This is a genomic window from Demequina sediminicola (assembly GCF_000975055.1).
GTDB lineage: Bacteria > Actinomycetota > Actinomycetes > Actinomycetales > Demequinaceae > Demequina > Demequina sediminicola.
Genome location: NZ_BBRB01000001.1, coordinates 358,557 through 372,581 on the forward strand (window position 1 = coordinate 358,557; position 14,025 = coordinate 372,581).

At 63.5% G+C, this 14,025-nt stretch carries 13 protein-coding genes; 4 read left to right on the forward strand and 9 right to left on the reverse strand.

Translation table 11 applies throughout. The features are described from left to right. The first annotated feature begins 11 nt into the window (after positions 1–11). Positions 12–503: a hypothetical protein gene (locus AOP79_RS01650; protein ID WP_062069819.1), complete on the forward strand. Its 492-nt coding sequence runs from the start codon at positions 12–14 to the stop codon at positions 501–503. On the opposite strand, the gene AOP79_RS01655 is transcribed toward AOP79_RS01650, so the two are convergent. The 4 genes from AOP79_RS01655 to AOP79_RS12070 form a co-directional block, all read right to left on the reverse strand. Next, complete coding sequence (locus AOP79_RS01655; RefSeq protein ID WP_062069820.1) at positions 500–1,954, reverse strand: cell division protein PerM; 1,455 nt, start codon at positions 1,952–1,954, stop codon at positions 500–502. The two genes, AOP79_RS01650 and AOP79_RS01655, sit on opposite strands and share 4 nt — an antisense overlap. A 386-nt stretch (positions 1,955–2,340) precedes the next feature. Then, positions 2,341–3,219, reverse strand: a complete 879-nt coding sequence (gene sucD / locus AOP79_RS01660; RefSeq protein ID WP_062069821.1) for a succinate--CoA ligase subunit alpha — start codon at positions 3,217–3,219, stop codon at positions 2,341–2,343. Between the two features lie 12 nt (positions 3,220–3,231). After that, the gene (sucC, locus tag AOP79_RS01665) at positions 3,232–4,398 is read right to left on the reverse strand and encodes an ADP-forming succinate--CoA ligase subunit beta (protein WP_062069822.1); all 1,167 of its coding nucleotides are present in this window, start codon (positions 4,396–4,398) and stop codon (positions 3,232–3,234) included. A 105-nt stretch (positions 4,399–4,503) separates the two neighbouring features. Beyond that, positions 4,504–4,806 carry a response regulator transcription factor gene (locus AOP79_RS12070; protein WP_082093268.1) on the reverse strand — a complete coding sequence of 101 codons (303 nt, stop codon included), beginning with the start codon at positions 4,804–4,806 and terminating at the stop codon, positions 4,504–4,506. 240 nt (positions 4,807–5,046) lie between these two features. Between AOP79_RS12070 and AOP79_RS01675 the strand changes: the two genes are divergently transcribed. After that, positions 5,047–5,439, forward strand: coding sequence for a hypothetical protein (locus AOP79_RS01675; protein WP_062069824.1), 393 nt, complete (start codon positions 5,047–5,049; stop codon positions 5,437–5,439). Between the two features lie 67 nt (positions 5,440–5,506). On the opposite strand, the gene AOP79_RS01680 is transcribed toward AOP79_RS01675, so the two are convergent. From AOP79_RS01680 to AOP79_RS01700, 5 genes are all read right to left on the reverse strand, one after another. Further along, entirely contained in the window at positions 5,507–6,457 is a 951-nt protein-coding gene (locus AOP79_RS01680) for an L-lactate dehydrogenase (protein ID WP_062069827.1), read from the reverse strand. A gap of 466 nt (positions 6,458–6,923) precedes the next feature. Beyond that, positions 6,924–9,491 carry a DNA helicase PcrA gene (pcrA, locus tag AOP79_RS01685; RefSeq protein ID WP_062069832.1) on the reverse strand — a complete coding sequence of 856 codons (2,568 nt, stop codon included), beginning with the start codon at positions 9,489–9,491 and terminating at the stop codon, positions 6,924–6,926. A 78-nt stretch (positions 9,492–9,569) separates the two neighbouring features. Continuing rightward, on the reverse strand, positions 9,570–9,986 hold the full coding sequence (locus AOP79_RS01690) for a hypothetical protein (RefSeq protein ID WP_062069833.1): 417 nt from the start codon (positions 9,984–9,986) through the stop codon (positions 9,570–9,572). Between the two features lie 102 nt (positions 9,987–10,088). Further along, positions 10,089–10,739 (reverse strand): response regulator, encoded by a 651-nt coding sequence (locus tag AOP79_RS01695; RefSeq protein ID WP_062069834.1) that lies wholly within the window; start codon positions 10,737–10,739, stop codon positions 10,089–10,091. Next, complete coding sequence (locus AOP79_RS01700) at positions 10,739–11,758, reverse strand: sensor histidine kinase (protein ID WP_152647959.1); 1,020 nt, start codon at positions 11,756–11,758, stop codon at positions 10,739–10,741. The genes AOP79_RS01695 and AOP79_RS01700 overlap by 1 nt, the downstream gene beginning before the upstream one ends. A 171-nt stretch (positions 11,759–11,929) precedes the next feature. Here AOP79_RS01700 and AOP79_RS01705 point away from each other — a divergent pair, with 171 nt between their 5' ends. Together AOP79_RS01705 and AOP79_RS01710 are read left to right on the forward strand one after the other, a co-directional pair. Beyond that, positions 11,930–13,423 carry a PspC domain-containing protein gene (locus tag AOP79_RS01705; protein ID WP_062069836.1) on the forward strand — a complete coding sequence of 498 codons (1,494 nt, stop codon included), beginning with the start codon at positions 11,930–11,932 and terminating at the stop codon, positions 13,421–13,423. After that, positions 13,420–13,938: a hypothetical protein gene (locus AOP79_RS01710; RefSeq protein WP_062069838.1), complete on the forward strand. Its 519-nt coding sequence runs from the start codon at positions 13,420–13,422 to the stop codon at positions 13,936–13,938. Before AOP79_RS01705 ends, AOP79_RS01710 begins: the two co-directional genes overlap by 4 nt. Positions 13,939–14,025: the final 87 nt, after the last annotated feature.

Consider the following 14,025-nt stretch of genomic DNA (forward strand, 5'->3'; position numbering starts at 1 on the left):
TCTGGAGCACCGTGGACGACAAAGAACCCACACGTCCTGCCGTACCTGACAACGCACGCAAGTACCTCAACGGATTCATGCTCGCTTTGGCGCTCACGGTAGTGCTGTACCTGTTCTCCGTCCCCCTCGCCTATGGCATGTTCCTCACGGCACCCATCGCAATCGTGCTCGGAATCATCGTCCTCATCCGCACCAACGGCATCAAAGAACTCAGCGCCATGCGCCTCGCCGTTGTGTTCGGCCTCGCAATGTCAGGCTTCGCCATGTTCGTAGGCGCCGGCCTCGCACTCTTTCACGACACCATCGATGAACTGAGCACCTGCATGGCCCGCGCAGTCACCAACTCAGCAGTCCAAACCTGTGAGAGCAATTACGAAGAAGGACTCAATGACACCATCGACGGCCTGTACGACCGCTTTGGCATCCCCAACCCCAACGACTCATCATCGCCATCCGCCACGCCCTCACCCTCAGCGTCGGCTACCGCATCCGCGAGTAACTAAGAGCGCTTCTCCGCTTTCGGAGCCGTGCGCGGTGCAGTGCGCGGTGCCTTACTCGGTGAGTTGCCGCGCGCGCTGCTCGGTGCCGAGGGCGTCGCGCGGGAACCCACCTGTGCGCCCTGAGTCACTGGCGACTCAGCAGACGTCGCATCGCCGCTGGTTGCGCGACTGGTGGCTACCGGGCTGGGAGGTGCTGGACCGGCGGCTGGACTGGCGGGCACCGCAGCTGTGCGCATCGTGGATCTGCGAGATTCACCCTCTCGCTGCGATTGCCGCCCTTGCCACCACAACCACGCCGCAAGCACACCCGTCGCGATCACATACCCCGCGAAGACAAGCATGCCCATCGCAGCCATCAACGAGACAATGTCAGGCCCCGTCGTCTCCAAACGCCCCGGCCCGATAGCGCCCGACGCCATCGCCGCCAACCCCGCCGTCACCACGATCACCACCACCAGTGCAACAGCATCGGCCGCGGCATCGGCCCACTCCAATGGTTTCCCTGTCCGCGTCAACCCGCGTGCGACACCCGCCACTACGACCACGAGCAGCGGAAGCCACACCAACCACGACGCCTCCGCCGTAGGAAGAGCCGCGAACAACGGCAAATCCGGAAGCGCATCGGCCTGAACAACTCCCGGCGCATACGCCGTTCCCTCACCCACCGAGAAACCCGGCCCCGCAATGTACGCCAACATCCACACCATGAACGTGGGCACGAACGCGAGCTGCCCCACAGCAAGCACCACGCCACCCACCACATCCACACCCAGACCCGTCGCCGATGCAGCAACCTCATCGCCGTGCATCACCACAGTGACCACAGACGCCACCCCAGCCGCAGCCATGAGCCACGCCAGCGTTCCCGCGCCGCGGCGAAGACCCCGCACAAACCAATCTGACAGATCGAGCAGCCACTCAAAAGTCGCACCATGCGCACGCCAAATACCCCACGCCGCAGACGCCCCCGCCATCAGCGCGGCCACCGTCGCAGCGCGCACCACCTGACCGCCCCCCTCGGGCGTCGATCCCAACGAGATAGAGCCAATCACCACCACCCACGCCACATACGTGCCCGTCGCTAGGCCCCAACTCATCCAACTGCGAGTCGCAAACCGGCGCGCGCATGCCGCCACTACTGCGCAGCACAGCACCGTGAGGCCCGCAGGAAGCAAGGTGAACGTCACTCCCCCTGCGGTCGCTGGCAGCCCATGAGCCATCAACCAGATCATGCTTGCTGCGCTGAAGGCCGAGTTCCATTCCACGCCAGCGCTAGTCGACGCTCCAGGATCAGAAACAATCACCGCGAGCGACAGCACCACCACCGTGAGGTACGGGATGAGCGCGCCCTGCAAACCAGTCAACACTCCGCCAACCCAACCGGGGTAGCCCTCCAAGAAAGTGCGGGCCTTGCCAACGAAGGCACGCACGCGATGCTGGGAGGAATAAGGCATGGATCTATGGTCGCTCACTGCGCCACGGTTCCTGGGGAGCGGCTCGCGCACGGGTGTCGTCAGGGTGCTGATCGCGCGCTATGGGCAACGCGCGCCCGCGCACAGCGCTCGCACCCGCACTGCACCCGCACCCGCACCCGCACCCGCACCCGCACCGAAGCCGAAATGGTGCAGAACATGTCATTCCGGCCCGTTTTTGGCACATTTCGCACCACTTCGCGGGGAGGTGGCGCGGAGTGGCGTGGAGTGGCGCGGAGCGGGCGGGGAGGTGGCGGGGAGGTGGCGCGGAGCGGGCGGGGAGGTGGCGCGGCGCGGGCTCAAGCAGAAACGCCAACGGCCCGCCACCCAGAGCGCTGGGTGGCGGGCCGCGTCAGACTGTACGGGAGTTAGCCGTTGATGATGGCTCGCATCAGGTCGGCCGTCTCAGTGGGCGTCTTACCCACCTTGACGCCGGCAGCCTCAAGGGCTTCCTTCTTGGCCTGCGCGGTGCCAGCGGAGCCCGACACGATGGCGCCAGCGTGGCCCATGGTCTTACCCTCGGGCGCCTCGAAGCCAGCAACGTAACCCACGACGGGCTTCGTGACGTGCTCCTTGATGTACGCCGCGGCGCGCTCCTCAGCGTCTCCACCGATTTCACCGATCATGACGATCGCCTCGGTCTCGGGGTCGTTCTGGAACGCCTCAAGGCAGTCGATGTGCGTGGTGCCGATGACGGGGTCGCCACCAATACCTACAGCCGTGGTGAAGCCGATGTCGCGCAGCTCGAACATCATCTGATAGGTCAGCGTGCCGGACTTGGACACGAGGCCGATCTTGCCCGAGCCCGTGATGTTGGCGGGGGTAATGCCGACGTTGGACTGCCCGGGAGTGATGAGGCCGGGGCAGTTGGGGCCGATGAGGCGAACGCCCTTGGACTGCGCGTATGCGAAGAACTCAGCGGTGTCCGCGACGGGCACGCCCTCGGTGATGATGACGGCCAGTTCGATGCCGGCGTCAACAGCTTCGATGACGGCGGCCTTGGTGAAGGCCGGGGGCACGAACAGCACGGTGACGTTAGCGCCGGTCTCGGCCATGGCATCAGCCACGGATCCGAACACGGGGATGTCTGTGCCATCGAAGTCAACGGAGGTGCCGGCCTTGCGGGGGTTCACGCCGCCGACGATGTTGGTGCCGGAGGCGAGCATGCGCGCGGTGTGCTTCTGCCCCTCCGAACCCGTCATGCCCTGGACAATGACCTTGGAGTCAGAGTTGATGAAAATCGCCATGTCAGTTGCTCCTTAGGCGTTGGCCAGCTCGGCGGCCTTGGCCGCTGCGCCGTCCATGGTCTCGACGATGGTCACGAGCGGGTGGTTGGCGGCTGCGAGGATCTCGCGGCCCTCGTCCACAGCGTTGCCGTCCAGGCGGACAACCAGCGGCTTGGTCGCCGAAACGCCCAGCTGCTGCAACGCACCCACGATGCCCTTGGCAACCTCGACGCAGGACGTGATGCCACCAAAGACGTTGACGAAGACGCTCTTGACCTGCGGGTCGTTGAGGATGACATCGAGGCCGTTAGCCATGACGGCGGCCGATGCGCCACCACCGATGTCGAGGAAGTTCGCAGGCTTGACGTTGCCGTGCTGCTCGCCTGCATAGGCGACGACGTCGAGGGTCGACATGACCAGGCCGGCGCCGTTTCCGATGATGCCGACGGAGCCGTCGAGCTTCACGTAGTTGAGGTCGAGTGCCTTGGCCTTCGCTTCGAGCGGGTCGGCGGCGTCCTTGTCTTCGAGACCTGCGTGGTCTGCGTGACGGAAGTATGCGTTCTCGTCGAGCGTGACCTTGCCATCAAGCGCGATGATGTCGCCGTCCTCGGTGCGGACCAGGGGGTTCACCTCGACGAGCGTGGCGTCCTCTTCGGCGTAGACGGTCCAGAGCTTGATGATCGACTCGGCGACAGCGTCCTTGAGGTCTTCTGGGAAGCCAGCTGCATCGACGATTTCCTTGGCCTTGGCCGCGTCGATGCCGACCAGCGGATCAACCGCCACGCGGGCAAGCGCGTCGGGGCGCTCGACGGCCAGTTGCTCGATCTCCATGCCGCCTTCAACAGAGCACATAGCGAGGTACTGACGTTGTGCGCGGTCGAGCAGGACGGAGAAGTAGAACTCCTCGGCGATCTTGGCGCCAGCGGCAATCATCACGCGGTGCACCGTGTGGCCCTTGATGTCCAGACCGAGGATTTCCTCGGCAGCAGCCTCTGCCTCAGCAGGCGAGTGTGCCAGCTTCACGCCACCGGCCTTGCCGCGGCCGCCGGTCTTCACCTGAGCCTTCACGACGACGGTGCCGCCGCCCAGTTTTTCTGCGGCAGCTTTTGCTTCCGCGGGGGTTTCGGCGACGATGCCGGGAAGCACGGGAACACCGTGCTTTTCGAACATATCGCGCGCTTGGTACTCGTAGAGATCCATGTGCGTCCTTGCTTGTCGCGAACGGCACGCAGGTTTTGCGCGCCGCGGTTCGTGGGCCACAGCCTAATGCCTGCCACTGAATGATGAGTAACTGACGGCAGCTACTCAGGACTCATAGTTTGGCGCTGTCCCCGCCTTCACAAATCCGGATTCGGACGCCACGATTACCAAGGGGGTACGATCGCCAACCTCCAGCTTGGTGAGAATTGATGCCACCTGGGATTTCACCGTCTCTAGAGAGGCAACCAGCCCCGTCGCGATCTCTTGGTGAGAGCGCCCTTGAGCCAGCGCCGCGCCACCGAAGAAGGCCTCGTGCCCGCGTATCCCAGGAACACTGCGTCCACGGTGAGCGTCGTGCCGGCTTCTGCTGCGCTTGCGGGCTCGGCGCTCGCCAGGTAATCCAGGCATCCCATTTATCCCATTTTGTACCTTTTCACAAAGTTCGTTCACACTCACTTCGACAACCCCTCGTGGCCCAATAGTGTCAATTCACGGTCAAGACAAGGTCTGGCCGTGCGTTGGGCGCGATCGCTGCAGGGGGGATAGAACCTCGAACGCTATCGCGTGAACCGAACTCGGCACTGGTCATATGGAGTTGCGGTCCACCGATGCAACTGGAAAACCTCGAACCGTTACAAGGGTCACGAAATGAAGATAACTCAGGACAAGACACTCCGGAACGTGCTCATCGGCTTCGGGGTAGCAGTCCTCGTAGCAATCCTCGCTGCCATGGCGTGGTTTGCGACCGCGGGCTTTGCTGGATCACTGACCGTGGCGGATCTTCTCACCAATGAGGAAGAACTCAACCCCGTCGAGGACACTGCGGCGCTGTGCGGTGACCTCGGATGCGTAGAAGCCTGGCGCACCGATTCCGGGAACTTTCTCGAATTCGCCTCAGAAGAGTCTGCTGAGCATTGGGCCCTCGTCCTCGGAGATGAAGGCAGGCGATGGGAGCAATTCGTACTCGACATGAGGGAAGTAGACCTCAGTTTCGAGGAGCGCGAAAACGTCATTGCCGTGCTCTACAACTACGACTCCTAGCGAGACACAAAGAGTCCGGGATGTGGGCGCCGAACGCACCCATGTCCCGGACTCTGCCGGCAGGAAGTTAGACGCCAAACTTGTCTGCGGTCTCCCGAATGGAGCGGGCCGAGGCTTCGAGCGCGGCGCGTTCGGCCTCGTTCATGGGGACGTCTGCATGGTGTTCGATGCCGTTGCGGCCGATGACGGCAGGCATGGACATGCAGACCTCGCCTACGTTGGGATAGTTCAGGAGCGTCGAGACGGGCATGATGCGGCGTTGGTCGCCCAGGATGGCTTCAACAATGCGTGCGCCAGCAGCGCCGACGGCGTAGTTGGTCGCGCCTTTGCCCTCGATGATGGTGTACGCGGACCGCATGACGTCGTGATGGATCTGCTCGCGTGCTGCGTCGTCCATGACAATGTTGCCGTCGCGGTCGCGCCACTCGGTGAGCGGCTGTCCACCGATCGAGGCGGAGGACCAGAGCGCGACCTCGGAGTCTCCGTGTTCACCTGCGATGTAGGCGTGCACATTGCCGACGGCAACATCGCATTTGGCGGCCACTTGGTGGCGCAAGCGGGACGTGTCCAGTGCCGTGCCGGATCCGAACATCTGTTGGGGGTCCATGCCGGACTTCTTGATAGCAGCAAGGGTGACCACGTCGACGGGGTTCGTCACGAGCAGGTAGATCGCGTTGGGTGCCACGTTGAGGAGCGGGGGGAGGACTTTGTCCATCAGGCCGATGGTTGCGCCGGCGAGATCCATTCGGGTTTGGCCCGGCTGCTGCTTGGCGCCGGCAGTGACGACGATGACGTCGGAGTCGCGGCAGACCTCGACATCATCGGACCCCAGCACGGTGGCCTCGGGCATGAACTGGATGCCCTGTGCGAGGTCAAGTGCTTCTGCTTCGACCTTCGCCTTGTTGATATCGTATAACGCTACGGTGCGCGCGAACCCGCGCATCAGCCCTGCGTAGGCGAGGGTGGACCCCACCGCTCCCGCACCAATGATTGAAACTTTTGAGGTCCTGGTTTCCACGACATTCCTCCTGGGTACGAACGACTAGAACAGCAACGCCGCCAGCCTAGCGCCACACTCGTCCCGGCGTGGGCCCCGCTCTCCTCCGCGAAATGGCTCCATTTCGCTGTTGTGCGAGCCCATAGGGGGCAAATCCTTCCACTAGAGCCGATGCTCCGGCCGGGGCGTGGCTGCGCAGCCAGCGAGACTGGGCAGACCAGCAGTGCGAAGCCAGTCAGCACCGCGAGGCACGTCAGTCTGGGGACGCCATCCGGCAAGGCGAGGCACGTCAGCATGACGAGGCGGTCCGGCAAGGCGAGGCAGACCCGCCAAACACCGCCGAGGCAGCACTACGGAGAGGCGTCGCGTACAGGGAGATGTGCACGCGACGCCTCTCCCCGGCATCGGCCCTAGTGGCTAAAAATGCCCGTTAGGTGGCGCCTAGACAGCGAAATGGAGCCATTTGGCGGGGAAGAACGGGGGGTGGTTAGAGCTTCTCGACGTTGTTGAAGCGCAGGACCAGACGCTTGACACCTTCCGAGCCAAAGTCGACCTTGACGACAGCGTTGCGCCCAGCGCCTTCAGTGCCGACCACCTTGCCCATGCCGAACTTGTCGCTCATGACTCGGTCTCCCACCTCAAAGCCAACATCACCGGCACCGCCGCCTGGAGGGCTCGGCGGCACCCGCCGCGTCGTGACGGCTCCTGCACGGCCATACGTGTTGCCATCGGCCCGGTCCTGCGAGCCGCCATAGCCACCTGATCCATAACCCATGCCGGTCCACGAACTGGAACGACTAGTGCCGCGATCCGATTGGGCACGTAGTTGCTGCATCGAGGTCTGCGCGATCTCCCATTCGACAAGCTCCGCGGGGATTTCCTCCGCGAAGCGTGAAGGCCCAAAGTACTGGGGCGTGCCCCAGCTTGAGCGGACTTGTGCGCGCGTCAGATAGAGCTTCTGGCGTGCACGCGTCAGCCCCACATACGCGAGCCGGCGCTCCTCTTCCATGTCCTTGGTGACGCCGGATTCGATTGACCGCATGTGCGGGAACGTGCCGTCTTCCATTCCGGTGAGGAACACCACGGGGAACTCGAGTCCCTTGGCGGTGTGAAGCGTCATCATTGTGACGACGCCGCCGCCTCCGTCGTCGTCAGGGAGCTGGTCGGCGTCTGCCACCAGGGCAACCTTCTCGAGGAAGTCCTCGAGGGTGCCATCGGGGTTCTCTTCCGAGAACTCGCGGCCCACGGCCACCAACTCCATGATGTTCTCGACTCGCGACGCATCCTGAGGATCGTCCGACGCACGGTATGCGGTCAGCATGCCGGAGCGGTCAGCGATGGCATCGAGCACACCGGCAGGGCCGTTGTCGACGGCCAGGGCACGCAGATCGTCCATCAGCGAGGTGAAGTCCCCGAGCGCACGCACGGCACGGTTCTGGAGCCCCGCCTCGTCCGCACGGCGAAGCGCGACACCGAAACTCACCGAGGCATCGGCCGTGGTCAATGACCGACGCAGGTCGTCAATACCTTGAACAGCGGTGTCGCCGATGCCCCGCTTGGGGACGTTGATAATGCGCCGCGTAGCGATGTCGTCGTCTTCATTCACGACGGCCGCGAGGTAGGCCATCATGTCTTTGATTTCCTTGCGCTCATAGAAGCGCGTGCCGCCGATGACCTTGTAGGGGATGTCGGCGCGCATGAAGCGCTCTTCCAGTGCACGCGACTGTGCGTTGGCGCGGTACATGATGGCCATGTCGCCAGGCGCATAGTCGCCGCTGTCACGCAGTGCGTTGATCTGGTCGGCAATCCACTTGGCCTCGTCTTGCTCGCTTTCCGCGGCATAGCCCGTGATGATCGCACCCGCACCAGAGTCGGTCCATAGGTTCTTTGGACGGCGATCCGAGTTGTTCTTGATGACCGTGTTGGCGGCCGTCAGGATGTTCTGCGTCGAGCGATAGTTCTGCTCCAACCGGACGATGTGGGCGTTCGGGTAGTCCTTCTCGAACTCCATGATGTTGCGGATAGTCGCGCCACGGAAGGCATAAATGGACTGGTCCGCGTCACCGACGACGGTGAGTTCACCGGGAGGCAACGAAGCGTCGCCTTCGCGACCGATCAGTTCACGCACCAACGTGTACTGAGCGTGGTTGGTGTCCTGGTACTCGTCGACAAGCACGTGGCGGAAACGTTCGCGGTAGCGGCGTGCGACGTCCTCGTTGTTCTGGAGCAGGCGCACTGTCCGCACAATGATGTCGTCAAAGTCCACGGCGTTGGCGGCCTCAAGGCGCTTCTGATACTCGCCGTACGCGCGCCCGGCGGCGTGCTCAATGGAGAACTTGGAGGCTTTCTCGGTGGCAATGAGTGCTTCCTGAGGCGTGATCAGCTCGTCCTTGAACTTGCCGATCCGGTTCAACAGCGCCTTGGCGTTGAACTTCTTAGGGTCGATGTCCAGTTCCTTGGCCACCAACTTCATCAGGTTCGCTGAGTCGGACGAATCGTAGATCGAGAAGGTCGACTTCAGACCTGCCGCCTCGTAGTCGGCGCGCAACATGCGAACACACGCCGAGTGGAAGGTCGAGACCCACATGCGGCGGGCTTCAGGCCCCACCAAATCCTCGACGCGCTCGCGCATCTCGCCAGCTGCCTTGTTGGTAAACGTAATCGCCAGGACCTCATGAGGGCGCGCACGGCCAGACTCCAACAGGTAGGCGATGCGGTGCGTCAGCACACGGGTCTTTCCGGAGCCAGCACCGGCCATGATGAGCAGCGCTTCACCGTGGTGCATCACTGCCTCTGCCTGCGCGGGGTTTAGCCCTTGGACAAGCGGTGACTCTGTTCCCAACGCCCGTGCAGCCGGCGCTGGCGCTGGCGCTGGCGCAACAGGCTCTGATGCCGGCGGAGTCCACGCCTCCTCGGGCATCGGCTCTTCTTCGGGCTCAGGCCACGGCTCAGGCTCGGGGCCGGGATCGGGTTCAGGCGTGGCGCCCGTGACGTTCGGGCGTGCGGGCTGGGGCTTCGAGGAGTCGGAGCCGTCGAGTTCAAAAAGCGCATCCATGACGGCCACGAGTCTAGGCGCTCACGCCGACATCAGACACTCGCTGTGGACTGACCGGCACAGCGATGCGGGACGGCCCTAGCGCGAACGGCGTGCGAGGGAACCGTACTGCTCGAATGCTCCGAGGGCCTCGTCTGCGGCAGCGCGCACCACCGGATCGTTGTCATATCTCGACATGTCGAGGAGCACTCGCCACACTTCGCGATCGGCGGGACCACGACCTGCCTGGGCCAACATGGCAAAACCCTTGGCGACCGTGGTTCTCACCTGAACGCGGCGGTCCGAGGCCAAGCGTTTGAGCTCGGGCACCATCGACTCGAGCTCGCTGATGCGTCGCGAGATGGCCTCTTCACGAGCCTTCCACTCGCTGGTGCGAGACTCCACAGGTGGTGCCGGCTCGGAAGCCTGGTGGTGTCCCACCCAGAAGGCGAGGGCGCGCAGTCGCTCGTGGCTGTCATCGTGACGCGTGGGCGCGCCTGGCATGAGTACCGTCATGGTCTTTGCACCTGTTCTGGAAGACCCCCGGCCCATCCACCGGGGTGCTACGCGCAAAAATAGCGAGATCGTGACTCAGGTACCTGTGAGCCGCTGCAGCGTCTAAACGATGCGCCTCTGCGCCGCCCAATGCGCCAGTTCATGCCGGTTGGAGAGTTGCAGTTTGTGTAGCACCTTCCCCACGTGGGTTTCCACGGTCTTGATAGAGATAAAGAGCTTCTCCCCCACCTCTCGGTAGGTGTATCCGCGTGCGATGAGTCGCATGACTTCTTGTTCGCGGGCTGTCAGTTGATCGAGTTCGTCATCTGCGGCTGCCACCTCACCGCCAGCGGCGCCAAACGCATCGAGAACAAAACCGGCCAGGCGTGGGGAGAACACGGCATCTCCTTGCGCTACGCGTCGCACGGCGTCGGAGAGGTCGGGGCCGGAGATCGATTTGGTGACATAGCCGCGAGCGCCTGCTCGGATCACGGACACCACGTCTTCGGCGGAATCGGACACGCTCAGTGCCAACACGCGGGTGCCATCGATGCGGCCGCGTGTGTGGGAGAGCACGTCGAGTGCGCCGGCACCAGTACCGCCGGGGAGGTGCACATCGAGGATGACGACATCGGGCCTGAGGTCAAGGATTTCCGCCACCGCTGACTCGACGTCTCGTGCCTCGCCAATCACCTCGATGGCGTCGTCAAGGCTCTCCCGCACACCTACGCGAATCACGTCATGGTCGTCGACGATCACTACGGATACCGACATCAGTTCTCCTCTCGCGGCACGGAAATGGTGACTTCCGTGCGACTTCCTGGGGCAGAATTCACCGTTGCACGGCCACCGTAGCGTTGCACTCGGCCCACGATGGAATGGCGGATTCCAGCGCGGTCTTCTTCAATGCTGGCAGGGTCAAACCCTGGGCCTGCGTCGCGCACAAAAACCTCGAACCCTGTGGCCGTGAGTTCCGCATACACAGAAATCGGGCCGATGCCGTGACGAGCAGCATTGGCTGTCGCCTCGCGTGTGGCGGCCACGGCCGCAGCCAACGTATCGCTCAGCGGTGCGTCGCCCACCGTCACTGTGTCGACGACGACGCCGTACGCGTCTTCAATGTCCGCAACGGCATCGGCGATAGCGGTAGCAACCGACTGTGAGGGGTCGGCGCGCCCTGCGTACAGGTATGCGCGGAGGTCGCGCTCCTGGGCGCGCGCTAAACGCGCCACGGTGTCTGGGTCGTCGGCGCGGGCACGGATCAGTGTGAGTGTTTGCAGGACTGAATCGTGCAGGTGGGCAGCGATCTCTGCGCGCTCGTGTTCCCGCACACGTTCCGTACGCTCAATCGACACTTGCCGAATCAGGCGCATCCACCACGGCGCAAGCATGAGCGCCAGCCCCAGCACCACCACGAGCGACGCGACCGTGGAACGCACCACCACCGACTCGGTGAACTCCCACGTCGCAAACCATCCAAGCGCGGCAAGCCCCACCACAAAACCGACAAGCAGTCGCACCCAATCGGCACGCTGGAAAAGTCCATGCATGTCGAGGCGCCGCGCATCCTGACCAAAGGCGCCGTCGAGTGGGCTCCACATCAGACCAAGCGACACGATGAAGAGGAGAGCGGGAAACACCCACGGCGGAAGGTCCTCTGCACCCCACCGCTGAACCGCGAGCGCACCAGCACCACTGAGCGCGGCAAGCCCTAAGAGTGCGCGCCACCACGCGGGCGCACTCCGGCGTTGCTCAAGGGGTGTGGCGATGCGGGTCGCCTGCGGGGTGCTCACGGGAACATCGTCACACACGCACCACCACGGTTGGCCCCGCTCTGGTGAATCTCAGGGTGTGCTGCGCCTCAGGGTCAGGGCACAAATCAGGGTGTCCCCTCATAGCGTGACCCGGCGGCCGAGCGTGAGACTTGAAACAGACCCCGGCCCTACGACGTTGCAAGGAGCATCATGAGCGACAACCCGCAGCCCCCTCAGGAGGCCGCATTTTTCACTGCCATTCGAGAGTGGGGACTCGTCCGCGAGACAGGTGGCATGGGAGGTGTGACATCCGGCCTTGGTTCAAGGATTGGCTTGGCACCAGCTCCCGCACGGCTACTGACGGTGCTCGCAGCTGTGGTCCTGACAGGGCCTGTGCTCTTGGCCTATGGTGCCGCGTGGGGCCTGTTGCCTGACCGCCATGGACGCATCATCATCCAGGACTTTGGACGTGGCATCACGAATGTTGGAGCGCTTCTCGGTATCGCGATCTTGTCGATCGTGGGTCTGATCTTTATCGATGACAGCCCACTTCTGGGAATCCCCGGAGTGAATTGGGCTGGTGGAGCATGGGGACACATCGGAGACACCTTCGGGTTCTTTGCAGTGCTTGCTCCGCTCGCACTCCTGATTGGCGCCACCGTGATTGTGGTGACATTGATTCGTCGCAAACGCGACAACGCCACAGACTTCGAGCCCACCCGCTACTCGTCGGCCGACACCGATGCCCCAGCTCCTGCATCAGCCGCCCACGCGACCTCCACCCCAGCCGACTCGGGTGCTGCGTCGCATTCCACATCACCTCAGTACGCCCAGCCTCCGGTCACGCGAACGGCAGCCGCCACCGCGCCGCCGGCATCGGCCGGGCCACGCCCTCCCGCATACGACTACCACTACAAGCCCAAGCCACCCGGCCCAGGTAAGCCCGGATGGCTTGGATTCCTCGGGGTTCTCGTAGTCAGCGCCGCCATTGTCTTGTGGCTCGACCGCAACGGCGAACTTGGCGTGGCACCGCTAGTCGCGTGGGGAGCTGCTATCACCATCGGCCTGGGAGCAGTCCTTGTCGTGGTGGCACTGTCCGGCCGTCGGCTCGGGTTCTTGGGATTTGTTTCCGTGTGTGCCGTCCTCCTGGCGGGGCTCTTCACCGTGAATGCTGACAGCGTCCGCGATCACTACAGCAGTGACTGGTACGGCTGGGCAATCCTGGGAGACGGCAGCGTCCACGTCGAATATGGAAGCTCCGACGAGTCTTCAACCTCGACATCAATCTCAGCCGAGCCGTTTGACCCTGCCGAGTCCACGGACGCCACGGTCGACGCCTTCACTGACGACTACTCGCGCGTGGTCTTGCCGGAGTACTGCATGGCTGGCGACGCGGGCCACGGCACTGGTGAGCCGAGCAGTGCCCTCGCTGTGACCGACCTCACGGCCGACGAGACCATCGGCGTGGGTCCAGGCCTCACCCGCATCACGGTCGCCGCTGGCACCAACCTCGTCATCGAAGGCACTGGGACCGGCATGGTGATCTGGGAGGATCGCGATGTTTCATGCGAACTCTGGGAACACGACGGCGTTGATAACTGGCTCGGCGACACATGGATTTCCCTTGTCAATCCCGGAGAACCCACGCTGACCATCAACTCCTCCAACGGAGGCACCATCTACATCGAGGAGGTCGCCAAATGAGTACCGCAACCACCATGGGGCGCCCACGCCGGCGCATTGGTCAGCGCATCTCTAGTGCGCTGTGGGGCCTGGTCGTGATGACCGCTGGCGCTGTGATGGCGCTTTCACTGTCCGGCTACGAGATCGATTTTGAACTCGCCATCATTATTGGGCTCGCGGTCTTTGGCACGTGGATGCTGTTGTCCGCTGCGGTGTCGGGTCTCGGGCGCAAGCGTGAGACCCGGCAAGCAACAGCTCCGGTCGTGGAAGAGCCGGCGGAGCCAGACGCCTCAAAGCCTGACACTTTGAACCAAAGGTGGCCGGGACACGCCGGCGATACGGCCGATGCTGATGCAGTTGACGGCGAGTCGGCCCCTTCACCGGTTCGTAGTGATGAGGGAAGCGCCGGAATCGACGGCGGCACGGTCGCTCTTGACGCGGCTGACTCCGAGACGGCCGATGCTGGCGCAGGCGACATCCCGACAGCGGATGCTGACGCAGCTAACTCTGAGACGGCCAACACAACCGACAAGTAGCGTCGCAGCGCCCACCGATCGGGGTACTCCACGTTGACATAGCAATGGCGGCCAGGATCACCTGGCCGCCATTGCTGTATGCCGCTG

Bases quoted from the DNA above. Each gene is read 5' to 3' on its own strand.
- AOP79_RS01655 (WP_062069820.1), bottom strand. From the start codon at position 1,954: ATGCCTTATTCCTCCCAGCATCGCGTGCGTGCCTTCGTTGGCAAGGCC.
- sucD (WP_062069821.1), bottom strand. From the start codon at position 3,219: ATGGCGATTTTCATCAACTCTGACTCCAAGGTCATTGTCCAGGGCATG.
- sucC (WP_062069822.1), bottom strand. From the start codon at position 4,398: ATGGATCTCTACGAGTACCAAGCGCGCGATATGTTCGAAAAGCACGGT.
- AOP79_RS12070 (WP_082093268.1), bottom strand. From the start codon at position 4,806: ATGCCTGGATTACCTGGCGAGCGCCGAGCCCGCAAGCGCAGCAGAAGC.
- AOP79_RS01675 (WP_062069824.1), top strand. From the start codon at position 5,047: ATGAAGATAACTCAGGACAAGACACTCCGGAACGTGCTCATCGGCTTC.
- pcrA (WP_062069832.1), bottom strand. From the start codon at position 9,491: ATGGATGCGCTTTTTGAACTCGACGGCTCCGACTCCTCGAAGCCCCAG.
- AOP79_RS01690 (WP_062069833.1), bottom strand. From the start codon at position 9,986: ATGACGGTACTCATGCCAGGCGCGCCCACGCGTCACGATGACAGCCAC.
- AOP79_RS01695 (WP_062069834.1), bottom strand. From the start codon at position 10,739: ATGTCGGTATCCGTAGTGATCGTCGACGACCATGACGTGATTCGCGTA.
- AOP79_RS01705 (WP_062069836.1), top strand. From the start codon at position 11,930: ATGAGCGACAACCCGCAGCCCCCTCAGGAGGCCGCATTTTTCACTGCC.
- AOP79_RS01710 (WP_062069838.1), top strand. From the start codon at position 13,420: ATGAGTACCGCAACCACCATGGGGCGCCCACGCCGGCGCATTGGTCAG.